Raw genomic sequence first — 23,976 nt, 5'->3', positions numbered from 1 at the left:
CGGGGCGGCCGCCCTCATCGGCGGCCGGGCATGGGGGCTTCGAAGTCGGCGAACGTCAGGCGGCCGCGGGAAAAGACGCCACATAGGCGGACCCCGGCGGCGGCGGCGGCGTGAGGGCCGAGTGCGTGAGCACCTCGTGCCCCGTTTCCGTCACGAGCACGGTGTGTTCCCACTGCGCCGACAGACTGCGGTCGCGCGTCTTCACCGTCCACTGGTCCGGCATCGTGCGGATTTCACGCTTGCCGGCGTTGATCATCGGCTCGATGGTGAAGATCATGCCGGCCTGCAGCTCGATGCCGGTGCCCGGGCGTCCGTAGTGCAGGATCTGGGGATCTTCGTGAAACACCTGGCCAATGCCGTGGCCGCAGTATTCGCGCACGACGCTGTAACCCTGCGCTTCGGCATGCGTCTGGATCGCGTGCCCGATGTCGCCCAGATGCGCGCCTGGCCGGACCTGGTTGATGCCGAGCCACATGCACTCGTAAGTGACCTGCGCCAAGCGTCTGGCCAGGATCGAGCCTTCGCCGACGATGAACATGCGGCTCGTATCGCCGAAGTAGCCGTCCTTGATGACGGTGATGTCGATGTTCAGCGCGTCGCCGTTCTTGAGGACCTTGTCGCCCGGAATGCCGTGGCAGATCACGTCGTTCACGGAAATGCAGGTGGCCTTCGGGTAGGGCGGATAGCCGGGCGGCTGATAGTTCAGCGGCGCGGGCACGGTCCCTTGCTCCTTGACCATGTACTCGTGGCACAGCCGGTCGAGCTCCCCGGTCGTCACGCCCGCGCGGACGTGCGGCGTAATGAAATCGAGCACTTCGCTGGCCAGGCGGCAGGCGACGCGCATCATTTCGATGTCGTGGGCATTCTTGAGGGTGATGGCCATTGCTGGATCTGACAGATTGCGGAAACAATGCCGCATTATCGCATCAATGGGCCGGTTTCGGCCCGCGCGGCGCGGATTTCGGCCGATTCCGAGGCGAATTTTCCGAACTTCCGGACCCGGCCTCGGACGGCGCCCCGGACCGGGCGCAATGCCGCATGGACCGGGCGTTTGGCGGGTCGCATGACAGGCTTGTGCGTCACTTGAGCGAAGGCGCCCCGCGATGCTATAATCTCGGGCTAAGTCGAGGACGAGTTGTCAATAAAGCCAAGGGTTTTCCCTTGGCTTTCAAGGGTCCTGGCCGGATTTTTGGGGTGTTTTGCCCCCGTGTGGTGCCAAATAAAGGCGTCGCGTCCGGTGAGGCGGGCGATATTCGCCTCGGCTTGGAAACTTTTGAAATCGCGGGCCGGCGCACCCAGGGTGCCCGATTTTCGCAGGCGGGTCATGCAAAGCTGTGTGGCAGTCTGGCGAAACGGGTACGGCAGCCGGTCTAAGACCCAACCCTCACGGAGAATCACATGTCTGTCACGATGCGTCAGATGCTGGAAGCGGGCGTCCATTTCGGTCACCAAACCCGTTTCTGGAACCCCAAGATGGCCCCCTATATCTTCGGCCATCGCAACAAGATTCACATCATCAACCTCGAAAAGACGTTGCCGATGTACCAGGACGCACTGAAGTACGTGCGTCAACTGGCCGCCAACCGTGGCACGATCCTGTTCGTGGGCACGAAGCGCCAGGCGCGTGAAATCGTGGCGGAAGCCGCAACGCGCGCGGGTATGCCTTACGTCAACAACCGTTGGCTGGGCGGCATGCTGACGAACTTCAAGACCCTGAAGTCGTCGATCAAGAAGCTCAAGGACATGGAGCAGGCTCTGGAAGCCGGCGAACAAGAGCGCATGAGCAAGAAGGAAGCGCTGCTGTTCGATCGCGAAATGGCCAAGCTGCAGAAGTCCATCGGTGGCGTGAAGGAAATGGGCGGCATGCCCGACGCCATCTTCGTGGTCGACGTCGGCTACCACAAGATCGCCATCACCGAAGCCAACAAGCTGGGCATTCCGGTGATCGCCGTGGTCGACACGAACCACTCGCCGGATGGCGTGGACTACGTCATCCCGGGTAACGACGACTCGAGCAAGGCTGTCGAGCTGTACGTGCAAGGCGTTGCCGACGCCATCCTCGAAGGCCGTGCAAACGCCGTCAAGGAAGTCGTCGAAGCCGTGCGCGGCGATGGCGACGAGTTCGTCGAAGTGAACGAAGAGGCGTAAGCGGCCACCGCTGCGTAACAAAAGGGGCTGCTGGTGGCGCCCCTTTTTTTAGTCTGATTTCCCCGCGTCGGGTGCGCGGGGCGCCAGGGGCGGGCAGCGAGGCCGTCACGGCGCCGTCTCCACCCGACTGATTCGATATACAGGAGTAAGAGATGCCGGCAATTACTGCAGCAATGGTGGGCGAACTGCGCGCCAAGACCGATGCGCCGATGATGGAATGCAAGAAGGCGCTGACCGAAGCCGACGGCGACATGGTCCGCGCCGAGGAAATCCTGCGCGTCAAGCTGGGCAGCAAGGCGAGCAAGGCCGCAAGCCGTATCACGGCCGAGGGCGTGATCGCCGCCTACATCGACGGCGGCAAGGGCGCCGTGGTCGAAATCAACTGCGAGACCGACTTCGTCTCGAAGAACGACGACTTCCTGAAGTTCGCCAACGACCTGGCCAAGCTGGTCGCCGAGCAGAACCCGGCCGACGTGGCGGCGCTCTCGGCCCTGCCGCTCGACGGCAAGACGGTCGAACAAGTGCGCGCCGACCTGATCGGCAAGATCGGCGAGAACATGACGATTCGCCGCTTCCAGCGCTATGAAACGTCGGCCAAGCTCGCGGCCTACCTGCACGGCACGCGCATCGGCGTGATGGTCGAGTACGACGGCGCAGATCCGGAAGTCGGCAAGAACGTGGCCATGCACATCGCCGCCATGAAGCCGGTGGCCGTGTCGGGCGACCAGGTTTCGCCGGAACTGATCGAGAAGGAGCGCAAGGTCGCCGCCGAGAAGGCCGCCGAGTCGGGCAAGCCGGCCGAGATCGTCGCCAAGATGGTGGAAGGCAGCGTGCAGAAATTCCTGAAGGAAGTCTCGCTGTTCAACCAGGCTTACGTGAAGGACGACAAGTCGACCGTCGAGCAGATGCTCAAGGCCAACAACACCACGGTCAAGGGCTTCACCATGTTCGTGGTCGGCGAAGGCATCGAGAAGAAGCAGGACGACTTCGCTGCCGAAGTGGCTGCCCAGGTGGCCGCTGCCAAGCAGTCGTAATTCGCGCAGCACGCAGTACCCGGGGGCGGCCATGCCGTCCCCGTTGTTTCATCCAGAATACCCTCACAGTGCCCGACCAGACTTCTTAAGGACCGCCATGTCTACTCCTTACAAACGCGTACTTCTCAAGCTCTCTGGTGAAGCCCTCATGGGTGACGATGCGTTCGGCATCAATCGCGCGACCATCGAGCGGATGGTGGCCGACATTGCCGAAGTCGTGCGCTTGGGCACGCAACTGGCCGTCGTGATCGGCGGCGGCAACATTTTCCGGGGTGTGGCAGGCGGGGCCGCCGGCATGGACCGCGCAACGGCCGACTACATGGGCATGCTCGCGACGATGATGAACGCGCTGGCCTTGCAGGACGCCATGCGTCACGCCGGCATCGAAGCGCGTGTGCAATCCGCGCTGCGCATGGACCAGGTGGTCGAGCCCTACATTCGTCCGCGTGCGATCCGTCAGCTCGAAGAGGGCAAGGTCGTGATCTTCGCCGCCGGTACGGGCAACCCGTTCTTCACCACCGACACCGCCGCCGCGTTGCGCGGCTCCGAAGTCGGTGCGGAAGTGGTGCTCAAGGCAACCAAGGTCGATGGCGTATACTCGGCCGACCCCAAGAAGGACCCCAACGCAGTAAAGTATTCGACCATCAGCTTCGACGAGGCCATCTCGAAGAACCTGCAGGTCATGGACGCGACCGCTTTCGCGCTGTGCCGCGATCAGAAGATGCCGGTGCGCGTGTTCTCGATCGTCAAGCCGGGCGCGCTCAAGCACGTCATCCTCGGCGAGGACGAGGGAACGCTCGTCCACGTTTGAGCTCAAATTGCGGCGTCGGCGGGCATTGGCGCGCCGACGCCGTATCATTTACGTTTGCGTATCAATTCAAGGTTTGGAGGTTGTCATGACCGTTGCTGACATCAAGAAGAATGTCGAGCAAAAAATGCAAAGCTCGATCGAATCGTTCAAGAACAACCTGGCGAAGATTCGTACCGGTCGCGCGCATACCGGCCTGCTCGATCATGTGCAGGTCGATTACTACGGCTCGATGGTGCCGATCTCGCAAGTGGCCAACGTCAACCTCATCGACGGTCGCACGATCGGCGTGCAGCCGTGGGAAAAGAAGATGGTCGCCGCCGTCGAGAAGGCCATCCGCGAGTCGGATCTCGGCCTGAATCCCGCCACGCAAGGCGATCTGATCCGCGTGCCGATGCCCATGCTGACCGAAGAGCGTCGACGCGAGCTGACCAAGCTGGTCAAGTCCGAAGGCGAAAGTGCGAAGGTCGCCGTGCGCAACCTGCGTCGCGATGCCAACGAGCAGCTGAAGAAGCTGGTCAAGGACAAGGAGGCTTCGGAAGACGACGAGCGCCGCGGCAGCGAAGACGTGCAGAAGCTCACCGACAAGTTTGTCGCCGAAATCGACAAGCTCGTGCAGCAGAAGGACGCCGAGATCATGACGGTCTGAGGGCCGCCGGCCTTCACCGTAAGACTCTCGTCGACTTTTTGCGACTTCCGCGCCGTATCTCAATGGGTTTTCTCAGCTCCACGCTCACCGTTCCCGAGACAGCGAGCATCCCGCGCCACGTCGCCATCGTGATGGATGGCAACGGGCGTTGGGCCACCAGTCGTAAATTGCCACGCGTGGCGGGCCACAAGCGCGGTGTCGATGCCGTGCGTGAAGCGGTGACGGCGTGCGCCGAACTCGGCGTCGAGTACCTGACCCTGTTCGCGTTCAGCTCCGAGAACTGGCGTCGCCCGCAGGACGAGGTCTCGACGCTGATGCAGCTCTTCATCCTCGCGCTGGAGCGAGAAGTCGGCAAACTGCACAGCAACGGCATTCGTTTGCGCGTCATCGGCGCGCTCGAAGCGTTCGAGCCGCGCATTCAGGAACTGGTCCGGCGTGCCGAAGAGCGCACGCAGGACAACAAGGGCCTCACGCTCACCATTGCCGCCAACTACGGCGGGCGCTGGGACATTCTGCAAGCGGCGCAGAAGCTTGCGGCGGCGCGCGTCGCGCAGGGTGGGGCCGCTGCGCTCGAGACCTCGTTCAGCGAGGAAGATCTCGCGCCGTATCTGAGCATGGCCTACGCCCCGGAGCCGGACCTGTTCATCCGCACCGGCGGCGACCAGCGGGTCAGTAATTTTCTGCTTTGGCAACTGGCGTACACTGAACTGTATTTCACCGAAGAATACTGGCCGGACTTCAACGCCAACACGCTCAAGCGGGCGATCGCCGAGTTTCAGCAGCGCGAACGCCGTTTTGGCCGTACCAGCGCGCAAGTCCAGAACTCCTCGGGACAATCCGCCTGATGCTCAAGACACGCGTCATTACCGCTGTCGTACTTCTCGCCATTCTGTTGCCCGTGATCTTCGTCGGTACGCCGGCGCAGTTCGCATTGCTCGCGGCCGTCATCGTCGCCGCGGCCGGCTGGGAATGGGCAAGGCTGGTCGGACTCAACAGTACCGGCGCGGTTTTCTACGGGGCGCTCTCGCTGCTGGGCGTGGGCCTCACGTGGGGCGGCGGCTGGACCTCTTCGGGCCTCTGGCTCAAGCCCGCGGCCATTTTCTGGCTGCTCGCGGGCCCCTACACGCTGATGCGCAAGCCCGCCACGAAGGGCGCCTGGCGCGCGCTGCTGCTCGTGGCCGGCCCGGTGCTGCTGATCGCGGCGTGGCAGGCGCTGTGTCTGGCGCGTGAGCGCGGCGTGGCGTTCCTGCTGTCGGTGCTGGTGATCGTATGGCTGGCCGATACCGGCGCCTACTTCGCGGGGCGCGCATTCGGCCGCCGCAAGCTGGCGCCGTCCATCAGCCCCGGCAAGTCGTGGGAAGGGGCGGTCGGCGGATGGCTGCTGGTACTGGTGGTCGCGGCTGGCGTGCTCGCGAGCGGCATGCAGGCGCCGACCCTCGTCTCGCACCTCGCCGGCACGCTCGGACTGGCGCTCGGCGCGCTGGCGCTGACGCTGCTGGTGGCGTTCTCGGTCGTGGGCGACCTGTTCGAATCTCAACTCAAACGGCAGGCCGGCGTGAAGGATTCCAGCGCGCTGCTGCCCGGCCACGGAGGCGTGCTCGACCGAATCGACGCATTGCTCCCGGTCCTCCCGTTGGCTCTGCTCCTCGTCTGATCATGTCGCAACGTCTCTCCATTCTCGGCTCCACCGGCTCCATCGGCGTCAGCACGCTCGATGTCGTGGGCCGTCATCCCGACCGCTTTGCCGTCTACGCGCTCTCGGCGCATCGCAACCTCGATCGCCTGTTCGAGCAGTGCGTCGCGCATCGTCCGCAGGTGGCCGTGGTCGCCGACGCCGACGGGGCTCGCTCGCTCGCGGCGCGTCTGGCCGACGCCGGGCTGAAGACCGAAGTCGCTTACGGGCCGCAGGCGCTCGTGGACATCGCTCAAGCGCCGCAAGCGACGACGGTCGTGGCCGCCATCGTTGGCGCCGCGGGTCTTCAGTCGACGCTCGCTGCGGCTCGTGCTGGCAAGCGCATTCTGCTTGCCAACAAGGAGTCGCTCGTGCTCTCCGGGGCGCTGTTCATGGCGACGGCCGAGCGCGCCGGCGCCACGCTGCTGCCGCTCGACAGCGAGCACAACGCCATTTTCCAGTGCCTGCCGCAAGTGGCGGGCGAGAGCCGGATTTCCACGCGCGGCGTGGAGAAACTGGTGCTGACGGCCTCGGGCGGACCGTTTCGCGAGCGCGAACTGGCCTCGCTGGAAAACGTGACGCCGGATCAAGCGTGCGCGCACCCGAACTGGGTCATGGGCCGCAAGATTTCCGTCGACTCGGCCAGCATGATGAACAAGGGGCTGGAAGTCATCGAGGCGCACTGGCTCTTCAATATGCCGCCCGAGAAGATCGAGGTGCTGATTCATCCGCAAAGCGTGATCCATTCGATGGTCACGTACACGGACGGTTCCACGCTCGCCCAGCTCGGCAACCCCGACATGCGCACGCCGATCGCGCACGCGCTGGCGTTCCCCGATCGGGTGGCGTCGGGCGTGCCGAGCCTGAATCTGGCGGACATTGCCCGTCTGACGTTCGAGGCGCCGGACCTGCGCCGCTTCCCGTGCCTGCGCCTGGCGTTCGAGACGCTGCATCGCGGCGGCACGGCCGGTGCGCTGCTCAATGCTTCCAACGAAGTCGCCGTCGCCGCCTTCCTCGAAGGGCGCATCCGCTTCACGGCAATCGCACAGGTGGTCGAACAGGTGCTCGATACCGTGCCGGTCGGCGAAGCCACGTCGCTCGAGGTGGTGCTCGAGGCCGACCGCCGCGCCCGCGAACTGGCGACGGGCATCGTCGCCGCATTGCCCGCCCCGGCGTTTTCCTGACGCCACGTCGATGTCATAACGTCCCCGAGGCCCCGTCCCGCTCATGAATCTGCTCACCACGCTGCTCGCTTTCGCCGTCGCCATTGGCGTGCTGGTGGTGTTCCACGAGTTGGGGCATTACACGGTGGCGCGGCTTTGCGGCGTGAAGGTGCTGCGTTTCTCGGTGGGGTTCGGCGCGCCGCTCTTCAAGTGGACGATGGGGCGTGACCGTACCGAATGGACGGTGTGCGCCTTGCCGCTGGGGGGCTACGTTCGCATGCTCGACGAGCGTGACGAGACGCAGATCGTTGCGCCGGAAGACCGGGATCGCGCCTTCAACCGTCAATCCGTCTACAAGCGATTCGCCATCGTGGCGGCCGGGCCGGTCGCCAACTTCCTCCTTGCCATCGCGCTTTACACCGGTCTGAATCTCACCGGCGTGACCGAGCCGGTCGCGCGCATTGCGCCGCCGGCGGCCGGAACGCTGGCTGCGCGCGCGGGCCTCTCGGGGGGCGAACTGATCACCGGCGTTCGCGAAAACGGTAACGATCCCGATGCCGCCGTAGGCGACGAAGTGCCGGTGCGCTCTTGGGAAGACCTGCGCTGGCGGCTCGTCGATCCGATCATCGAAGGGCAGCGCGTCACGCTGGTGGCGCGTACGCGCGACGGCCGGGCCGAGTACACGCTGGACGCCGCGGGTCAGCATTTCGAAGGCGACGGCGAGCAGGATTTCATGCAGCGCCTGGGGCTGGTGCCGTCGGCGCGCGTCAAGGTCGGGCAATTGGTGCCGGGAAGCGCCGCGCAGAAGGCGGGCTTGCGCGTAGGCGACGAGATCACGGCCGTCGATGGCAGCCCGTTGGCGTCGGCCAAGGCGCTGGTGGATGCCGTGCGCGCGCACCCCGGCAAGCCCATGACGCTGACCGTGCGCCGCGACGGCGGTGTGCGCAGCGTAACGCTTACACCGAGCGCCGAAGTCGAGCCGGCGGGCGAGGGCAGTGCAGCCAGGCCGGCGGGCGCCCCCGTGGGCAAGATCGGCGCCGCGCTCGCAAGCCAGGTCGATTCGGTGAGCGTGCGTTACGGCCTCTTCGAGGCAATCGGCCGCGGTGCGCAGCGCACATGGGATGTGACGGCGTTCAGCGTGCGCATGTTCGGCAAGATGATCGTCGGGCAGGCGTCGCTCAAAAACCTGAGCGGGCCGGTCACGATTGCCGATTATGCGGGGCGTTCCGCACGTCTGGGACTCGATTATTTCGTCGCCTTTCTGGCCCTTGTCAGCATTAGTCTCGGCGTATTGAATCTGTTGCCGATTCCGGTTCTGGACGGTGGCTATCTGTTATATTATGCGGTCGAAGCGATTACCGGGCGGGCGGTTTCCGAACGGTGGCAGGGCGCGCTGCAACGAGTGGGCATCGTCTGCATCCTTGCGCTCTCTGCCGTAGCACTTTTCAACGACCTGTCGAAGTTGCTGCACTAGACAGCGTCACGCGCCTGCCGGTCGCAGGCAAATCCGAGTTTTTACGATTCAATTGTTTCTTGGGGAAGCAAGTTGTCGAATAAATACCACCTTGTTCCGAAGACCCTGGTGATTGCGGTTCTGGCGGCACACAGTTTCCTGGCGCGCGCCGTCGAGCCGTTCGTGGTCAAGGATATCCGAGTGGAGGGCTTGCAGCGCATCGAACCCGGCACGGTGTTCTCCTACCTGCCGGTCAAACCGGGTGACAAGTTCAACGACGATAAGGGCACCGAAGCAATTCGTGCCCTTTATGCAACGGGCCTGTTCTCGGACGTGAGCGTCGAAGCGCAAGGCAGCGTGCTGGTGGTGCACGTCAACGAGCGTCCCGCAATTGCGAGCATCGACTTTCTCGGCATCAAGGAATTCGACAAGGACGGTCTGAAGAAGGCGCTGCGCTCGGTCGGCCTGACCGAAGGTCGCACGTTCGATCGCAACCTGCTCGACAAGTCGGAGCAGGAACTCAAGCGTCAATACCTTACGCGCGGTTATTACGCTGCCGAGGTGAAGACGACGGTCACGCCGCTCGAGCGCAACCGGGTGGGCATTCAGTTCGCCGTGACCGAAGGCCCGAAGGCAACGATCCAGCAGATCAACTTCGTGGGTAACAAGGCGTTCTCCTCCTCGGACCTGATGTCCGAGATGGAGCTGGGCACGCCGAACTGGCTGTCGTGGTACTCGAAGAACGATCTGTATTCCAAGGACAAGCTCACCGGCGATCTGGAAAAGCTGCGTTCGTTCTACCTGAATCGCGGTTATTTGGAATTTAACATCGACTCCACCGACGTCTCGATTACGCCGGACAAGGACCAGATGTTCCTGACGATCAATCTGCACGAAGGCGAGCCGTACAAGGTCTCGGACGTGAAGCTCACCGGCGAGATGCTCGGCAAGCAGGACGACATCCAGAAGCTCGTGCAACTCAAGGCCGGCGACACGTTCTCCGCGGCGAAGCTGCAGGCGAGCACCAAGGCCATCTCCGATCTGCTCGGCAACTACGGCTTCGCCTTCGCCAACGTGAACGCGCAGCCGACGATCGATCGCAACAACCACACGGTGGCGTTGACGATGACGATCGATCCGGGCCGCCGCGTGTACGTGCGCAAGATCAACATCGTGGGCAACTCGCGCACGCGCGACGAAGTCATTCGCCGCGAGCTGCGCCAGCTCGAGAGCTCGTGGTACGACGCGGACCGCCTGAAACTCTCGCAGGACCGTATCAACCGTCTGGGCTACTTCACCGACGTGAACGTGACGACCGAGCCGGTGCCCGGCTCGAACGATCAGGTCGACCTGCAGGTGAAGGTGGAGGAAAAGCCGACGGGGACGATCAACGTCGGTGCCGGCTTCTCGTCGACCGACAAGGTCGTGCTGCAGGCCGGTATCAGCCAGGACAACGTGTTCGGCTCGGGCACGTCGCTCTCGGTGAACGTAAACACCGGCAAGACCTACCGCACGCTGGCGGTCACGCAGGTCGATCCGTACTTCACCGTCGACGGCGTGAGCCGCATTACCGACGTCTATTACCGCACGTATCAGCCGCTGCTGCTCACGAGCGATTCGGACTTCCGTATCAACACGCTGGGCGGCAACCTCAAGTTCGGTGTGCCGTTCTCGGAAGTCGATACGGTGTTCTTCGGTCTGGGTTTCGAACAGACGCGCCTGCACCTGACGAGCGACGGCACCACGCCGCAGCGCTACATCGACTACGCGAACCAGTTCGGCTACGTCAGCAACAACTATCCGCTCACGATCGGCTGGTCGCGCGATTCGCGTGACAGCGCGCTGATCCCGAACCGCGGTCACTATCAGCAGGCCAACCTGGAAGTCGGCACGCCGATCGGTACGACCAAGTACTTCCGCGCGTATTACCAGCACCAGTACTACTATCCGGTAAGCCGCGGCTTCACGCTGGCGTTGAACGGCGAGGTGGGCTACGGTCACGGGCTGGGCGGCCAGCCGTTCCCGATCTTCAAGAACTACTTCGCGGGCGGTATCGGTTCGGTACGCGGTTACGAGCCGAGCTCGCTGGGGCCGAAGGATACGAACGGGGAGCCGCTGGGTGGCGCCTCGAAGCTCATCGGCAACGTCGAACTGACGTTCCCGCTGCCGGGCACGGGTTACGATCGCACGCTGCGCATCTTCACGTTCTTCGATGGCGGTAACGTGTTCGATAACGGCCAGGCGATCACCTTCAATAACCTGCGCTATTCTTACGGCTTCGGCCTGTCGTGGATTTCGCCGATCGGCCCGCTCAAACTCTCGATGGGCTTCCCGCTGGTCAAGAAGACGGGCGACCAGTATCAGAAATTCCAGTTCCAGGTCGGTACGTCGTTCTGACGACGGCGCGTCGACCGGTTACGAATGAATCATCGTTGTAAGGGGTAATACATTGAACGGTATCCGTAAGCATTGCCTGCGCGGCGTGGCCGCGGCGTTGCTGGCCGGCGCGGCGTTTGCCGCCACGGCCCAGGATGCGCGCATCGCCGCTGTCAATTCGGATCGCATTCTGCGCGATTCGGCACCGGCCAAGGCGGCGCAAGCCAAGCTCGAAGCCGAGTTCTCCAAGCGGGACGCGGATCTGCAAAGCATGGCCCAACGTCTCAAGGCGATGTCGGACAAGCTCGACAAGGACAATCCCACGCTGTCCGACGCCGAGCGCGCCAAGCGCCAGCGCGATCTGGCCGCGGCCGACACCGAGTTCCAGCGCAAGCAGCGAGAGTTTCGTGAAGACCTGAACCAGCGTCGCAACGAAGAACTCGCCGCCGTGCTCGACCGCGCCAACCGCGTCATCAAGCAAATTGCCGAGGCCGACAAGTACGATCTGATCGTGCAGGAGGCTGTCTACGTGAGCCCGCGTATCGACATTACCGACAAGGTGCTCAAGACCCTGAACGCCAGTTCGGGCGGCGGCAAGTGACGGGGGCGTCTTCCATGTCGGGAGCGCCGTCGGTTTCGATTGCTCAACTGGTCGCCCGCTTCGGCGGCGATCTCGTCGGTGACGGCGACGTGACGGTCGAGGGCCTCGCGCCGCTCGATCGCGCCGGCGCGCGTCAACTCGCGTTCCTGTCCAATCCGCTGTATCTCGCCGAAGTGCCCAAGTCGGGCGCGGCGGCAATCATTCTCTCCAAGGCCGATTTCGACAAGCTGCCGTCGCACGACGGTCGCACCTGGATCATCGCGCCGAATCCTTACGCGTATTTCGCCCGTGTGGCGCAGATGTTCGCACAGGCCGCGGCCCCGGCCGTGGCGCCCGGCGTTCACCCGAGCGCCGTGGTCGACCCGGCGGCGCTAGTTCCGGCCTCGTGCGTGATCGGCCCGAACGTGGTGATCGAAGCGGGCGTGCGTCTGGGCGAGCGTGTGCGTCTGATGGCCAATGTCTTCATCGGCCGCGGCACCACGCTCGGAGACGACGTGCTCGTCTACCCGAACGTCACGATTTACCACACGAGCGTGATCGGCGCGCGTTGCGTGATTCACGCGGGGGCGGTGATCGGCTCCGATGGTTTCGGCTTTGCCCCCGACTTCTCGGCCACGGGCGGCGAATGGGTGAAGATTCCGCAGGTCGGCCGTGCCGTGATCGAGGACGACGTGGAGATCGGCGCGTCGACCTCCATCGACCGCGGCGCGATGGCCGATACGGTGATCGAGCGCGGTTGCAAGATCGACAACCAGGTGCAGATCGCGCATAACGTGCGCGTTGGCGCCTACACCGTGATTGCCGCGTGTACGGGCATTGCCGGCAGCAGTACGATCGGAAAGTTCTGCATGCTGGGCGGGGCTGTCGGCGTGGCCGGACACGTCACCATCGGCGACCGGGTTATCGTGACGGCCAAGTCCGGCGTCTCGAAATCGATTCCCGGCCCGGGCACATATACGAGCGCATTCCCGGCGATTCCGAACGCCGAATGGAACAAAAACGCGGCCATCATGCGCAATCTGGACAAGATGCGCGACCGCGTGCGTCAACTTGAAGCGAAGGTCAAAGACCTGCAAGACAAATGAGCGAGACCACTATCAATATCGATATCCACAAGATCATGAAGCTGCTGCCGCATCGGTATCCGATGCTGATGGTGGACCGTGTGATCGAGTTGGAGCCGCACAAGAACATCAAGGTCATCAAGAACGTCACGATCAATGAGCCGTACTTCACGGGGCATTATCCGCAGCGTCCGGTCATGCCGGGCGTGCTGATCGTCGAGGCAATGGCGCAGGCCGCCGCATTGCTCACGTTCTCCGAGGAGCCGGTGCATGACGAAAACACGCTCTACTATTTCGTGGGTATCGAGAACGTTCGCTTCAAGCGTCCTGTCGAACCGGGCGACCAGATCGTGCTCGACATTGACTTCCTGAGCGAGCGGCGCGGCTTCTTCAAGTTCAAGGGCAAGGCCCTGGTCGATGGCAAGATCGCGGCGGAAGCCGAGTTCATGTGCATGGTCAAGAAGAACGGCGAATAACCGGAATTGAGACGCTCATGACGAACATTCATCCCACCGCAGTCGTCGATCCGAAGGCGCAACTGGCCGAGGGCGTCGTCGTCGGCCCCTATGCGATCATCGGGCCGAACGTCACGCTCGGCGCGGGAACGCAGATCCTTTCGCACTCTGTCGTCGACGGTCACACGACGCTCGGCGAGGGCAACAAGATCGGTCCGTTCGCGTCGATCGGCGGCAGCCCGCAGGACATGAAGTACGCAGGCGAGCCGACCCGGCTTGTCATCGGCGATCGCAACACCATTCGCGAATTCACGACGATCCACACCGGCACGGTGCAGGACGGCGGGCTGACCAGCGTCGGCAACGACAACTGGATCATGGCGTATGTGCATATCGCGCACGATTGCCACGTGGGCAACCACACGGTGTTTTCGAGCAACGCGCAGCTCGCCGGTCACGTCAACGTCGACGACTGGGCGATCATCGGCGGCATGACGGGGGTGCACCAGTTCGTGCGCATCGGTGCGCACTCGATGGTCGGGGGCGCTTCGGTACTGGTGCAGGACGTGCCGCCTTACGTCATCGCCTCGGGCGATCGCGCAGTGCCATATGGCATCAACGTCGAGGGGCTGCGCCGCCGCAACTTCTCGGCGGAGACGATCACTGCCCTGCGTCACGCCTACAAGCTGCTGTACAAGAGCGGGCTGACACTCGACGAAGCGAAGGTGCAGATCGAGGCGTTCGGCAACACCGGCGCTTCCGACGTTTTCGACGCCGTGCGCACGCTGCTCGACTTCCTCAACACCAGCACGCGCGGTATCGTGCGCTGACCCATGTCGCCGAACTTTCCCGGCGCCGGCCAGCGAACCCTGGCGATGGTGGCCGGGGAACTGTCCGGCGATCTCATTGCCGGCAACGTACTTGCCGGTCTCAAGCAGAGCCTGCCGGCCGACATCGCCTATGCGGGCGTTGGCGGCCCGCACATGGCCGAAGCCGGCTTCGACGCCTATTTCCCGATCGACAAGCTCTCGGTCATGGGTTACGTCGAAGTCATCAAGCACCTGCGCGAGATTCTCTCCATCCGCAAGCAACTTCGCGAGCGCTGGCTGGCCGACAGACCGCTGGCGTTCGTCGGCTTCGACGCGCCCGACTTCAACTTCGACCTCGAGATCAAGCTGCGCGAAGCGGGCGTGCCGACGATTCACTTCGTGAGCCCATCGATCTGGGCGTGGCGCGGCGGGCGCATCAAGAAGATCAAGCGGGCCGTCGATCACATGCTCTGCCTGTTCCCGTTCGAGCCGGAGATTTATCATCGGGCCGGGATCGACGCCACGTTCGTGGGCCATCCGATGGCCGACAAGATTCCGATGGTGCCCGACGTGGCCGGTGCGCGCGCGCGGCTGGCGCTGTCGGGCAGCGGCCCGGTCGTCGCCATCCTGCCGGGTAGCCGCACCTCGGAAGTGCAGCGTCTCACGCCGGTGTTCTTTGCCGCGATGCGACGGCTCGCCAAGCGCGAGCCGTCCATCCGTTTCGTGCTGCCGGCCGCTACGCCGCGCCTGCGCGCGATGATGCAGCCGATCATCGACGCGCACGGCGACCTCAATCTCAAGGTGATCGACGCGCAGGCGCCGCTCGCGCTCGAAGCGTCCGACAGCGTGCTGCTCGCGAGCGGTACGGCAACGCTCGAAGCGGCGCTGTACAAGAAGCCGATGGTGATTTCGTACAAGGTGCCCTGGCTCACCGCGCAGATCATGAAGCGTCAGGGGTATCTGCCTTACGTCGGCTTGCCCAACATCCTGTCCGGCGAATTTGTCGTACCGGAACTGCTGCAACATTTCGCGACGCCCGAAGCGTTGGCCGACGCCGTCTGGCGACAACTGACGGACCCCGCATTGCGCGAATCCCTGCAGGCGCGCTTCACGAAGATCCACGAGCAACTGCGCCAGAACACCGCGGCGCGTTCGGCCGAGGTCATCGAACGCGTGCTGCGCGAGAAGGGGCGGATATGAGCGACGACATCAGGATTGGCCGAACGGCTCGCAAAGCGGCGGGCGAGGGCGTGCCGCCCGCGGCCGCGAAGCCGCGCGCCCGTGGCGCCAACGCGACGCGGTCGCAGATGGCGCTCGATTTGTTCGCCGACGTGGCGGCCGACCTCACCTGTGGGGTTGACGAAGTCGGGCGTGGGCCGCTGGCGGGCCCCGTGGTCACGGCAGCCGTCATTCTCGACCCGGCGCGCCCGATCAAGGGGCTGGCCGATTCGAAGAAGCTGACGCCACAGCGGCGCGAAGCGTTGTACGAGGAGATCGTCGAGCGCGCGCTGGCCTTCTGCGTCGCCGAAGCCAGTGTGGCCGAGATCGATTCGCTCAACATCCTGCACGCGACGATGCTGGCCATGCAGCGCGCCGTCAACGGCCTGTCACGCGTGCCGAGCCTCGCGCTGATCGACGGCAATCGTTGCCCCGTGTTGCCGATGCGTGCGCAGGCCATCGTCAAGGGCGACGACAAGGTGCCCGCGATCTCGGCGGCGTCGATCCTCGCGAAGGTCACGCGCGATCGTCAACTGATCGCGCTGCACGACGCGTTTCCGCAGTACGGCTTCGACGAGCACGTCGGTTACGGTACGCCCCGCCATCTCGAGGCACTGCGTTTGCACGGGCCGTGTCCCCATCATCGCCAGTCGTTCGCGCCGGTGCGCGAGGCGTTCGAAATCTTCGGCACGCTGACCGTGTCGCGCGTGGTCAGCACCTCATGAAGCTCATCAGTTCCAAGGACAACCCGTTCTACAAGCGGCTCAAGCAACTGGCGCAGTCGAACCAGCAGCGTCGCAAGCTCGGGCAAACGCTGCTCGAAGGTGTGCACCTGGCCGACGCGTATCTCGATGCCCTGGGTCAGCCGCTCGTGTGCGTCGCGGCGGAATCGGCGCTCGGCAACGATGAGGTTGCCCGGATCTGGGCGCGCGTGGAGGCGGAGCGCCGCGTGTGCCTGCCGCATGCGTTGTTCGAGCCGCTCTCGACGCTCGTCAACGGCGTGCCCCTGCTGTTCGTCGTCGAGATGCCGGCGGGGCATTTGCCCGTCTCGCAAACGGCCGACTGCGTGATCCTCGACGCCGTGCAGGACGCCGGCAACGTCGGCTCCATCCTGCGCAGCGCGGCGGCCGCCGGGGTGCGCGACGTCTACTGCATGTCGGGCACCGCGCTCGCCTGGTCGAGCAAGGTGCTGCGTGCGGGCATGGGCGCGCATTTCTCGCTGAACATCGTGGAGCATTGCACGCCGGATTCGCTCGGGCCACGGCTGGCGGTGCCGCTGATCGCCACCAGCCTGCAGGCGAAGACCTCGCTCTATGCGCTGGATCTGCGCGCGCCGCTCGCGTGGATTTTCGGCAACGAAGGGGCAGGCGTGTCGCCGCACTGGCTCGATCGTGTGCAAACGCCGATTCGCATCCCGCAGCCCGGAGGGATGGAGTCGCTCAACGTCGCCGCGTGCGCGGCCATCTGCCTGTTCGAGGCGGTGCGCCAGCGGCTCACGTGACGGGCGAGCCGGGCCCGGGCTCGATGCCCTCAGTAGACGTCGCGCTCGAGCTTGATTTCCTGAAGGATGGTCGTGGCGATTTCCTCGATCGACTTGTGGGTCGAGGACAGCCACTTGATGCCTTCGCGCCGCATCATCGCCTCGGCCTCGTTGACCTCGTAGCGGCAATTCTCCAGCGACGCATACTTGCTGCCCGGCCGACGCTCGTTGCGAATTTCCGAGAGCCGTTGCGGATCGATGGACAGGCCGAAGATCTTGTCCTTGTACTGGTCGAGCGTGGAGGGCAGCTTCTCGCGCTCGAAGTCCTCCGGGATCAGCGGGTAATTGGCCGCCTTCACGCCGTATTGCATGGCGAGGTAGAGCGTCGTCGGCGTCTTGCCGCTGCGCGACACGCCCACGAGGATCACGTCGGCGCTCTCCAGGTTCTTGTTCGACTGGCCGTCGTCGTGGGCGAGCGAGAAGTTCACGGCCTCGATCCGGTTCTTGTACGCCTCGCTGTCGGCGTTCTGGTGAACCCGCCCGATGGCGTGCATCGATTTGAGGCCGAGTTCCTGCTCCAGCGGTTCGATGAATGTCTGGAACATGTCGAGGATCACGCCCGAGCTGTTGCGCAGGATCTCGTTGGCGCGAGCGTCGACCAGGGTGCTGAAGATGATCGGCCGTACATTCTCGGTCCGATACATTTCGTTGATCCGTTGTGCCGTTTCATAGGCTTTATCGACGGAATCCACGAACGGAACGCGGATCTGACGGAAGCGCATTTCGAACTGCGCGAGGATCGAGTGCGCGAACGTTTCCGCCGTGATCCCCGTGCCGTCGGACACGATGAATACCGGGCGCGCGGACACCGGCCTGACCGGGGCAGCAGCGTTGTCGGAGGCGGGTGTCGGGGAATTTCCGGTATGGGGGGCGTCGGTCATGCGCAGAATCGCAAAATGGTGCGTTGCACGGTAGAATAGCGGCAACTTGTTGGATAAGCAATTGCGCGGCCCTCGCGTGCGACCGGGCGCCAGCCCCGTGCGGCGGGGCACCGCGGGAAGTCCGGGGCGCGGAAACCGGACGCAGGTCGTCGGGCGCTAGCCCCTGGTGCTCGACGCCGCCGAAGCGCGATTTCTTATCCAACAGGTCGATCGGCCCATGTCAGTCCCAGCCGGTTCACCGAGAATTTTTTTCTTACCTTAGGGGCTTTTATGACTAACGCAGCACACAACGGCGCCTACGTGGTGCCGTTTGAGCATCTGCGCATGACCGACGTCGAGTCGGTCGGCGGCAAGAATGCATCGCTTGGCGAGATGATCAGCCAGCTGGCGGGCGCAGGCGTGCGCGTGCCGGGTGGTTTCGCCACGACCTCTCACGCGTTTCGCGAGTTCCTCCATCACAACAATCTGACCGAGCGCATTGCCCAGCGCCTCGAGGGTCTCGACGTCGACGACGTCAAGGCGCTTGCGCAGGCCGGTGCGGAAATCCGTCAATGGATCGTCGACGCGCCGCTGCAGCCGCAGCTCGAGAAGGACATCCGCGAGCAGTTTGCACGCCTGACGGCCGATCAGCCCGAGGCGTCGTTCGCCGTGCGCTCGTCGGCCACGGCCGAGGACCTGCCGGACGCCTCGTTCGCCGGTCAGCAGGAAAGCTATCTGAATGTCGTGGGCATCGACGACGTGCTCGATCGCATGAAGCACGTGTTCGCGTCGCTCTATAACGACCGCGCGATCTCGTACCGCGTCCACAAGGGCTTCACGCATGCCGAAGTGGCGTTGTCGGCCGGGGTGCAGCGCATGGTGCGCTCGGACTGCGGCGCCTCGGGCGTGATGTTTACGATCGACACCGAGTCGGGCTTCCAGGACGTGGTGTTCATCACGTCGAGCTACGGTCTGGGCGAGACGGTGGTGCAGGGCGCCGTGAATCCGGACGAGTTCTACGTCTTCAAGCCGACGCTGCAAGCCGGCAAGTATCCGATCATCCGCCGAACGTTGGGCTCGAAGCTCGTGAAGATGGAGTTCACGCAGCCGGGCGAGCCGGGCCGCGTGAAGACCGTCGACGTGCCGATGGAACTGCGCAACCGCTACTCCATCACCGACGACGATTGCGCCGAGCTCGCCAGGTTCGCGCTGATCATCGAGAAACACTACGGTCGTCCGATGGACATCGAGTGGGGCAAGGACGGCAAGGACGGCAAGATCTACATTCTGCAGGCCCGCCCGGAGACGGTGAAGAGCCAGGCGGCCGGCAAGGTCGAACAGCGCTTCAAGCTCAAGGGCGACGCGCCGGTGCTGGCCACGGGCCGCGCCATCGGACAGAAGATCGGCGCCGGTCCCGTGCGTGTGATCATGGATCCGAGCGAGATGGAACGCGTGCAGCCGGGCGACGTGCTCGTGGCCGACATGACCGACCCGAACTGGGAGCCGGTGATGAAGCGCGCCTCGGCCATCGTGACGAACCGCGGCGGGCGGACCTGTCACGCCGCCATCATCGCGCGTGAGCTGGGCGTGCCGGCAGTCGTGGGCTGCGGTGACGCGACCGACGTGCTCAAGGACGGCGCGCTCGTGACCGTGTCGTGCGCCGAAGGCGACGAAGGCAAGATCTACGACGGCCTGCTCGAGACCGAAGTGACCGAGATCCAGCGCGGCGAAATGCCGAAGATCCCGGTGAAGATCATGATGAACGTGGGCAACCCACAACTGGCTTTCGATTTCGCGCAGTTGCCGAACGAAGGCGTGGGGCTGGCCCGCCTGGAATTCATCATCAACAACAATATCGGCGTGCATCCGCGCGCGATTCTCGAGTACCCGAACATCGATGCGGACCTGAAGAAGGCGGTGGAGTCGGTGGCTCGCGGTCATGCGTCGCCGCGCGCGTTCTACGTCGACAAGCTCGCGGAAGGCATCGCCACGATTGCCGCGGCGTTCTATCCGAAGAGCGTCATCGTGCGTTTGTCGGACTTCAAGTCCAACGAGTACAAGAAGCTGATCGGTGGCTCGCGTTACGAGCCCGACGAAGAGAACCCGATGCTAGGCTTCCGCGGCGCGTCGCGCTACATCTCGGAAGACTTCGCCGAGGCGTTCGAGATGGAATGCCGTGCGCTCAAGCGTGTTCGCGACGAAATGGGCCTGACCAACGTCGAGATCATGGTGCCGTTCGTGCGCACGCTGGGTCAGGCGGCGCGCGTGGTCGACATGCTGGCCGGCTATGGTCTGAAGCGTGGCGAAAACGGCCTGAAGCTCGTCATGATGTGCGAGGTGCCGTCGAACGCCATTCTGGCCGACGAGTTCCTCGAGTACTTCGACGGTTTCTCGATCGGTTCGAACGACCTGACGCAGCTCACGCTGGGCCTGGACCGCGATTCCGGTATGGAACTGCTCGCCAAGGACTTCGACGAACGCGATCCGGCCGTGCAGTTCATGCTGAGCCGCGCCATCAAGGCGTGCCTGTCCAAGGGCAAGTACGTCGGCATCTGCGGTCAAGGCCCCTCGGACCATCCGGACCTGGCCGAATGGCTGGCGAAGGAGGGTATCGCTTCCATGTCGCTCAACCCGGATACGGTCATCGATACGTGGCAGCAACTCGCCAAGCTGGCGAAGTAAGACCTACGAAGCCCCCCGTATTGTGCTGGTATTGGGCCTCGTCCCGGGCCTCGTATTGAGGCTCGTCTGAGGTCCGGTTGGGAAGCGTCCGAGCGGCACTCGGACGCCACCGAAAGGCAGTGGCTCCCCCAGGGGAAGCTCGCGCCGATCGGTGGGTTTCATGCTATAAACCCCGGTATCACGCCGGGGTTTTTTTTATGTCGGGGAGTTGCGATGGAACAGGCTTGGCTTTGGTTCGGCGTTGCCGGATTGACGGTGGTACTGGAGCTGGCAAGCGGAACGTTCTATCTCCTGATGGTGGCGCTCGGCATGGCCGCCGGTGGCGTTGCTGCGGTGTTTCGCGTGGAGTGGCCGCTGCAGTGGGTGGTTGCGGCCGTGGTGGCGGGCGTGGCGGTCTGGCTGCTGCGGCGCAGCCGGTTCGGGCGTCGCGGTATCAAGGCCGACGCCGCGGCGGACCCGAATACGAACCTCGATATCGGTCAGCAATTGCGCATCGAAGCGTGGCAGCGGGATGGCCGCGCACGGGCGATGTATCGCGGGGCGGAGTGGGACGTCGAACTGTTGCCGGGCGAGTTGCCCAATGCCGGCTGGTTCGTGATTCGGGAAGTTCGCGGCAGTCGCCTGTATGTGGCGAATGTCGCGGCGTAACGCGGCCCGGCAACTTGTGCGGCGCGCACGTGTCGGACGAGGCGCGCGCCCCGCCGTGCGGCAGGCAACGGCGGACGGTCGCAGGAAATCGGGGTAACAGCCTGCCGGCGAGGCGGGCGCATCAGGGGAAACTATGTTCGATCTATCCAACGTCGCGTTCATCATCTTCATCATCGCGGTGGTCATCGCGGCGCGCTCGATCAAGATCGTGCCGCAGCAGCACGCCTGGGTGGTGGAGCGTCTGGGCAAGTACCACGCGACGCTCACGCCGGGGCTCTCAATCGTCGTGCCGTTCGTGGACCGTGTGGCGTACAAGCACCTGCTCAAGGAAGTGCCGCTCGACGTGCCGAGCCAGATCTGCATCACCAAGGACAACACGCAGTTGCAGGTCGACGGCATTCTGTACTTCCAGGTGACGGACCCGATGAAGGCGTCGTATGGGTCGAGCAACTTCATCGTCGCGATCACGCAACTCGCGCAGACGACGCTGCGTAGCGTGATCGGCAAGCTCGAACTCGACAAGACATTCGAGGAGCGCGAGTTCATCAACCACAGCGTGGTCAATGCGCTGGACGAAGCGGCGTCGAACTGGGGCGTAAAGGTTCTGCGTTACGAGATCAAGGACCTGACACCGCCGAAGGAAATCCTGCACGCCATGCAGGCGCAGATCACGGCCGAGCGCGAAAAGCGGGCGCTGATTGCGGCGTCCGAGGGCAAGAAGCAGGAGCAGATCAACCTGGCGTCGGGGGCGCGCGAAGCGGCCATTCAGAAGTCGGAAGGCGAGCGTCAGGCGGCGATCAACCAGGCGCAGGGTGAAGCGGCGGCGATTCTGGCGGTGGCGGAGGCCAACGCCGAGGCCATTCACAAGATTGCGACGGCGATTCAGACGCAGGGCGGTATGGAAGCCGTCAACCTGAAGGTGGCCGAGCAGTATGTCGACGCATTCAGCAAGATCGCGAAGACGAACAACACGCTGATCGTGCCGGGGAATCTGACCGACATGAGCGGCATGATCGCCGCGGCGCTCAAGATCGTTCGTGGGGCGGAAGGCGGTTCGAGCGTCGCTGCCGACGGCGGTGTCGGCGGCTTCGGTAATTCGAGCGTGCGCCGCTGAGCCCGATGGCGCAAAGCGGGCAACGAGCTGCGGGCTGCCGATGACTGCGACTGCCCGCAATCGATAAGCGCCGGGCGTGCGACGGCGACGCCGGTTTCCGGTGTACGGCTTCCGCGGCGGCGCCATCTCCGCTCAAAAAAAAACGGCCCATTCGGGCCGTTTTCCTTTGAGAGTGAAGCATACCGGCGCCGGTGCCGTGCCTCGCGCCGCCGCCCGGCTGTTCAGGTCGGCGTGCGCATAAGGCGCGCCTTTTCGCGTTCCCAGTCGCGCTTTTTCTCGGTCTCGCGCTTGTCGTGCAGCTTCTTGCCCTTGGCAAGGCCAATTTCCGCCTTGACGAGCCCCTTGCTGTAATGCAGGTTCAGCGGCACGAGCGTATAGCCGCGCTGCTCGACTTTGCCAATGAGCTTCTTGATCTCGTCGGCCTTGAGCAGCAACTTGCGCGTGCGCACCGGGTCGGGCTTGATGTGCGTCGACGCCGTGGGCAACGGGCTGATGTGCGTGCCGATCAGAAAGATCTCGCCTTCCTTGATGACGACGTAACCTTCCTTGATCTGCGCCCGCCCGGCGCGAATGGCCTTGACTTCCCAGCCTTCGAGCGCGATCCCGGCTTCGTATCGCTCCTCGATGAAGTAGTCGAAGAAGGCTTTCTTGTTGTCGATGATACTCATGGATCCTTGGCGGGTAACTTGGTCGGACCCGGTGAGGCGGGCTCGGGTAAAATGGTGATTTTAACAAAGAGTCTCGGCAAGAGGCGGCCAGCGACGCGTAGTCATTGAGGATCGGTGGATTGACCAGGCACCGATACGCGACGCGTCCACGCTGACCTCGCCCGACAGACGATGGCCGAAGTCAGTAAAACCGTTCTCGTGCATTTCTCTGCTGCGCAGATGTACGATCTGGTGACCAATGTCGCCGACTATCCCAAGTTCCTGCCGTGGTGTGGCGGTGTCGACATTCGGCACCAGGACGAGCACAGCATGGAGGCGTCGCTGATTATCGACTTCAAGGGCCTGAAGCATTCGTTCGCGACGCGCAATGTCCAGGAGCGTCCGCACTCCATTCAGATGACCTTTGTCGAAGGGCCGTTCAAGCGCTTTCATGGCACGTGGAAATTCACGCCGCTGCGCGAGAACGCTTGCAAGATCGAGTTTTCCCTGCACTACGAATTTGCGAATTTCCTGCTCGAAAAGGTCATCGGGCCGGTCTTCAGTCACATCGCCAATACGTTCGTGGACGCGTTCGTCAAACGCGCGGAGACCGTCTATGCCAGGTGAGATGAAGGTGGAAGTCTGTTACGCGTTGCCGGCCGAGCAGACCATCGTGGTGCTGGAACTGCCCGAAGGCGCCACCGTCGGCGATGCCATCGAGCGCAGCGGCTTGCTGCTGCGGTATCCCGAACTCGATCTGGCGCGGGTGAAGACTGGCGTGTTCGGCAAGGTACGGGCGCTGGACGCGCTCGTCGAAGCCGGCGACCGTGTCGAAATCTATCGTCCGCTCAAAGCCGATCCGAAGGTGGCGCGACAACGGCGCGTCGAGAAAGTGCGCAACGAGGGCAGTCGCGAGGGCCAGAAGTGGCTCGGTAGCCGCCGCAGCGGTTGAACGCCCCGCGGGCACCGTTCGAGGAGCGTACCGCGGGGCGCTACGCGGCCGCCACCCGATCGCCACTCGGTCATTGCCCGCTC

At 63.9% G+C, this 23,976-nt stretch carries 24 protein-coding genes and 1 pseudogene; 22 read left to right on the top strand and 3 right to left on the bottom strand.

All coding sequences use genetic code 11. The annotated features are described in order from the left end of the window. Window positions 1-55: 55 nt before the first annotated feature. On the bottom strand, window positions 56-883 hold the full coding sequence (map, locus tag CDN36_RS11605) for a type I methionyl aminopeptidase (RefSeq protein WP_150555888.1): 828 nt from the start codon (window positions 881-883) through the stop codon (window positions 56-58). Here map and CDN36_RS11600 point away from each other — a divergent pair. The 17 genes from CDN36_RS11600 (at window position 883) to CDN36_RS11520 (ending at window position 16,951) form a co-directional block, all read left to right on the top strand. Next, window positions 883-1,374 carry a hypothetical protein gene (locus CDN36_RS11600; RefSeq protein WP_287496792.1) on the top strand — a complete coding sequence of 164 codons (492 nt, stop codon included), beginning with the start codon at window positions 883-885 and terminating at the stop codon, window positions 1,372-1,374. The two genes, map and CDN36_RS11600, sit on opposite strands and share 1 nt — an antisense overlap. 24 nt (window positions 1,375-1,398) lie before the next feature. Further along, entirely contained in the window at window positions 1,399-2,148 is a 750-nt protein-coding gene (rpsB, locus tag CDN36_RS11595; protein ID WP_023596248.1) for a 30S ribosomal protein S2, read from the top strand. A gap of 152 nt (window positions 2,149-2,300) precedes the next feature. Beyond that, window positions 2,301-3,182, top strand: a complete 882-nt coding sequence (gene tsf, locus CDN36_RS11590; protein ID WP_150555886.1) for a translation elongation factor Ts — start codon at window positions 2,301-2,303, stop codon at window positions 3,180-3,182. A gap of 97 nt (window positions 3,183-3,279) precedes the next feature. Continuing rightward, window positions 3,280-3,993, top strand: coding sequence for a UMP kinase (gene pyrH / locus CDN36_RS11585; RefSeq protein ID WP_150555885.1), 714 nt, complete (start codon window positions 3,280-3,282; stop codon window positions 3,991-3,993). Between the two features lie 85 nt (window positions 3,994-4,078). After that, complete coding sequence (frr, locus tag CDN36_RS11580; protein WP_150555884.1) at window positions 4,079-4,639, top strand: ribosome recycling factor; 561 nt, start codon at window positions 4,079-4,081, stop codon at window positions 4,637-4,639. A 62-nt stretch (window positions 4,640-4,701) separates the two neighbouring features. After that, the gene (uppS, locus tag CDN36_RS11575; RefSeq protein WP_287496791.1) at window positions 4,702-5,484 is read left to right on the top strand and encodes a polyprenyl diphosphate synthase; all 783 of its coding nucleotides are present in this window, start codon (window positions 4,702-4,704) and stop codon (window positions 5,482-5,484) included. Further along, the gene (locus CDN36_RS11570) at window positions 5,484-6,293 is read left to right on the top strand and encodes a phosphatidate cytidylyltransferase (protein WP_150555882.1); all 810 of its coding nucleotides are present in this window, start codon (window positions 5,484-5,486) and stop codon (window positions 6,291-6,293) included. Before uppS ends, CDN36_RS11570 begins: the two co-directional genes overlap by 1 nt. A gap of 2 nt (window positions 6,294-6,295) precedes the next feature. Further along, window positions 6,296-7,495 carry a 1-deoxy-D-xylulose-5-phosphate reductoisomerase gene (ispC, locus tag CDN36_RS11565; RefSeq protein WP_287496790.1) on the top strand — a complete coding sequence of 400 codons (1,200 nt, stop codon included), beginning with the start codon at window positions 6,296-6,298 and terminating at the stop codon, window positions 7,493-7,495. Between the two features lie 43 nt (window positions 7,496-7,538). Then, window positions 7,539-8,948 carry an RIP metalloprotease RseP gene (rseP, locus tag CDN36_RS11560; RefSeq protein ID WP_287496789.1) on the top strand — a complete coding sequence of 470 codons (1,410 nt, stop codon included), beginning with the start codon at window positions 7,539-7,541 and terminating at the stop codon, window positions 8,946-8,948. Between the two features lie 72 nt (window positions 8,949-9,020). Next, complete coding sequence (gene bamA, locus CDN36_RS11555; protein WP_174966377.1) at window positions 9,021-11,324, top strand: outer membrane protein assembly factor BamA; 2,304 nt, start codon at window positions 9,021-9,023, stop codon at window positions 11,322-11,324. Window positions 11,325-11,376: 52 nt separating this feature from the next. Then, window positions 11,377-11,904 (top strand): OmpH/Skp family outer membrane protein, encoded by a 528-nt coding sequence (locus CDN36_RS11550; RefSeq protein WP_287496788.1) that lies wholly within the window; start codon window positions 11,377-11,379, stop codon window positions 11,902-11,904. A 14-nt stretch (window positions 11,905-11,918) separates the two neighbouring features. Continuing rightward, window positions 11,919-12,989 (top strand): UDP-3-O-(3-hydroxymyristoyl)glucosamine N-acyltransferase, encoded by a 1,071-nt coding sequence (gene lpxD / locus CDN36_RS11545; protein WP_150555877.1) that lies wholly within the window; start codon window positions 11,919-11,921, stop codon window positions 12,987-12,989. Further along, window positions 12,986-13,444: a 3-hydroxyacyl-ACP dehydratase FabZ gene (gene fabZ / locus CDN36_RS11540; RefSeq protein WP_150555876.1), complete on the top strand. Its 459-nt coding sequence runs from the start codon at window positions 12,986-12,988 to the stop codon at window positions 13,442-13,444. The genes lpxD and fabZ overlap by 4 nt, the downstream gene beginning before the upstream one ends. 17 nt (window positions 13,445-13,461) lie before the next feature. Further along, window positions 13,462-14,253: an acyl-ACP--UDP-N-acetylglucosamine O-acyltransferase gene (gene lpxA, locus CDN36_RS11535; RefSeq protein WP_287496787.1), complete on the top strand. Its 792-nt coding sequence runs from the start codon at window positions 13,462-13,464 to the stop codon at window positions 14,251-14,253. 3 nt (window positions 14,254-14,256) lie between these two features. Further along, complete coding sequence (lpxB, locus tag CDN36_RS11530) at window positions 14,257-15,432, top strand: lipid-A-disaccharide synthase (protein WP_287496786.1); 1,176 nt, start codon at window positions 14,257-14,259, stop codon at window positions 15,430-15,432. Between the two features lie 107 nt (window positions 15,433-15,539). After that, the gene (rnhB, locus tag CDN36_RS11525) at window positions 15,540-16,175 is read left to right on the top strand and encodes a ribonuclease HII (protein WP_241013940.1); all 636 of its coding nucleotides are present in this window, start codon (window positions 15,540-15,542) and stop codon (window positions 16,173-16,175) included. Then, window positions 16,172-16,951, top strand: coding sequence for a TrmH family RNA methyltransferase (locus tag CDN36_RS11520; RefSeq protein ID WP_287496785.1), 780 nt, complete (start codon window positions 16,172-16,174; stop codon window positions 16,949-16,951). Before rnhB ends, CDN36_RS11520 begins: the two co-directional genes overlap by 4 nt. 29 nt (window positions 16,952-16,980) lie before the next feature. Here CDN36_RS11520 and ppsR read toward each other — a convergent pair whose 3' ends face one another. Further along, the gene (gene ppsR / locus CDN36_RS11515; RefSeq protein WP_150555872.1) at window positions 16,981-17,871 is read right to left on the bottom strand and encodes a posphoenolpyruvate synthetase regulatory kinase/phosphorylase PpsR; all 891 of its coding nucleotides are present in this window, start codon (window positions 17,869-17,871) and stop codon (window positions 16,981-16,983) included. Window positions 17,872-18,141: 270 nt separating this feature from the next. Here ppsR and ppsA point away from each other — a divergent pair, with 270 nt between their 5' ends. The 3 genes from ppsA to CDN36_RS11500 all read left to right on the top strand — a co-directional run bounded on the left by ppsA (window position 18,142) and on the right by CDN36_RS11500 (window position 22,294). Next, window positions 18,142-20,532, top strand: coding sequence for a phosphoenolpyruvate synthase (gene ppsA / locus CDN36_RS11510; RefSeq protein WP_287496784.1), 2,391 nt, complete (start codon window positions 18,142-18,144; stop codon window positions 20,530-20,532). Window positions 20,533-20,745: 213 nt separating this feature from the next. Next, the gene (locus tag CDN36_RS11505; protein ID WP_287496783.1) at window positions 20,746-21,180 is read left to right on the top strand and encodes an NfeD family protein; all 435 of its coding nucleotides are present in this window, start codon (window positions 20,746-20,748) and stop codon (window positions 21,178-21,180) included. Between the two features lie 133 nt (window positions 21,181-21,313). Next, window positions 21,314-22,294, top strand: a complete 981-nt coding sequence (locus tag CDN36_RS11500) for an SPFH domain-containing protein (RefSeq protein ID WP_287496782.1) — start codon at window positions 21,314-21,316, stop codon at window positions 22,292-22,294. A 221-nt stretch (window positions 22,295-22,515) separates the two neighbouring features. On the opposite strand, the pseudogene smpB reads toward CDN36_RS11500, so the two are convergent. Further along, window positions 22,516-22,965, bottom strand: a pseudogene (smpB, locus tag CDN36_RS11495) (SsrA-binding protein SmpB); the annotation flags it as partial. A 168-nt stretch (window positions 22,966-23,133) separates the two neighbouring features. On the opposite strand from smpB, the gene CDN36_RS11490 reads away from it, so the two are divergent. Together CDN36_RS11490 and CDN36_RS11485 are read left to right on the top strand one after the other, a co-directional pair. Continuing rightward, window positions 23,134-23,568, top strand: a complete 435-nt coding sequence (locus tag CDN36_RS11490; RefSeq protein ID WP_150555867.1) for a type II toxin-antitoxin system RatA family toxin — start codon at window positions 23,134-23,136, stop codon at window positions 23,566-23,568. Next, a complete protein-coding gene (locus CDN36_RS11485) occupies window positions 23,558-23,893 on the top strand; it encodes an RnfH family protein (protein ID WP_287496781.1) in 336 nt (111 codons plus the stop codon). Before CDN36_RS11490 ends, CDN36_RS11485 begins: the two co-directional genes overlap by 11 nt. Window positions 23,894-23,976: the final 83 nt, after the last annotated feature.

This window comes from Pandoraea sp. CB10b_02 (genome assembly GCF_002216225.1).
Lineage (GTDB): Bacteria > Pseudomonadota > Gammaproteobacteria > Burkholderiales > Burkholderiaceae > Pandoraea > Pandoraea nosoerga.
The sequence above is the reverse complement of the archived record's forward strand: the minus strand, read 5'-3'. Positions and strand labels throughout refer to the sequence as shown.

Bases quoted from the DNA above. Each gene is read 5' to 3' on its own strand.
- lpxA (WP_287496787.1), top strand. From the start codon at position 13,462: ATGACGAACATTCATCCCACCGCAGTCGTCGATCCGAAGGCGCAACTG.
- map (WP_150555888.1), bottom strand. From the start codon at position 883: ATGGCCATCACCCTCAAGAATGCCCACGACATCGAAATGATGCGCGTC.
- CDN36_RS11520 (WP_287496785.1), top strand. From the start codon at position 16,172: ATGAAGCTCATCAGTTCCAAGGACAACCCGTTCTACAAGCGGCTCAAG.
- rpsB (WP_023596248.1), top strand. From the start codon at position 1,399: ATGTCTGTCACGATGCGTCAGATGCTGGAAGCGGGCGTCCATTTCGGT.
- CDN36_RS11505 (WP_287496783.1), top strand. From the start codon at position 20,746: ATGGAACAGGCTTGGCTTTGGTTCGGCGTTGCCGGATTGACGGTGGTA.
- tsf (WP_150555886.1), top strand. From the start codon at position 2,301: ATGCCGGCAATTACTGCAGCAATGGTGGGCGAACTGCGCGCCAAGACC.
- CDN36_RS11500 (WP_287496782.1), top strand. From the start codon at position 21,314: ATGTTCGATCTATCCAACGTCGCGTTCATCATCTTCATCATCGCGGTG.
- ispC (WP_287496790.1), top strand. From the start codon at position 6,296: ATGTCGCAACGTCTCTCCATTCTCGGCTCCACCGGCTCCATCGGCGTC.
- pyrH (WP_150555885.1), top strand. From the start codon at position 3,280: ATGTCTACTCCTTACAAACGCGTACTTCTCAAGCTCTCTGGTGAAGCC.
- lpxB (WP_287496786.1), top strand. From the start codon at position 14,257: ATGTCGCCGAACTTTCCCGGCGCCGGCCAGCGAACCCTGGCGATGGTG.
- rseP (WP_287496789.1), top strand. From the start codon at position 7,539: ATGAATCTGCTCACCACGCTGCTCGCTTTCGCCGTCGCCATTGGCGTG.
- CDN36_RS11485 (WP_287496781.1), top strand. From the start codon at position 23,558: ATGCCAGGTGAGATGAAGGTGGAAGTCTGTTACGCGTTGCCGGCCGAG.
- CDN36_RS11570 (WP_150555882.1), top strand. From the start codon at position 5,484: ATGCTCAAGACACGCGTCATTACCGCTGTCGTACTTCTCGCCATTCTG.
- rnhB (WP_241013940.1), top strand. From the start codon at position 15,540: ATGGCGCTCGATTTGTTCGCCGACGTGGCGGCCGACCTCACCTGTGGG.
- fabZ (WP_150555876.1), top strand. From the start codon at position 12,986: ATGAGCGAGACCACTATCAATATCGATATCCACAAGATCATGAAGCTG.
- CDN36_RS11490 (WP_150555867.1), top strand. From the start codon at position 23,134: ATGGCCGAAGTCAGTAAAACCGTTCTCGTGCATTTCTCTGCTGCGCAG.
- lpxD (WP_150555877.1), top strand. From the start codon at position 11,919: ATGTCGGGAGCGCCGTCGGTTTCGATTGCTCAACTGGTCGCCCGCTTC.
- uppS (WP_287496791.1), top strand. From the start codon at position 4,702: ATGGGTTTTCTCAGCTCCACGCTCACCGTTCCCGAGACAGCGAGCATC.
- frr (WP_150555884.1), top strand. From the start codon at position 4,079: ATGACCGTTGCTGACATCAAGAAGAATGTCGAGCAAAAAATGCAAAGC.
- ppsA (WP_287496784.1), top strand. From the start codon at position 18,142: ATGACTAACGCAGCACACAACGGCGCCTACGTGGTGCCGTTTGAGCAT.
- ppsR (WP_150555872.1), bottom strand. From the start codon at position 17,871: ATGACCGACGCCCCCCATACCGGAAATTCCCCGACACCCGCCTCCGAC.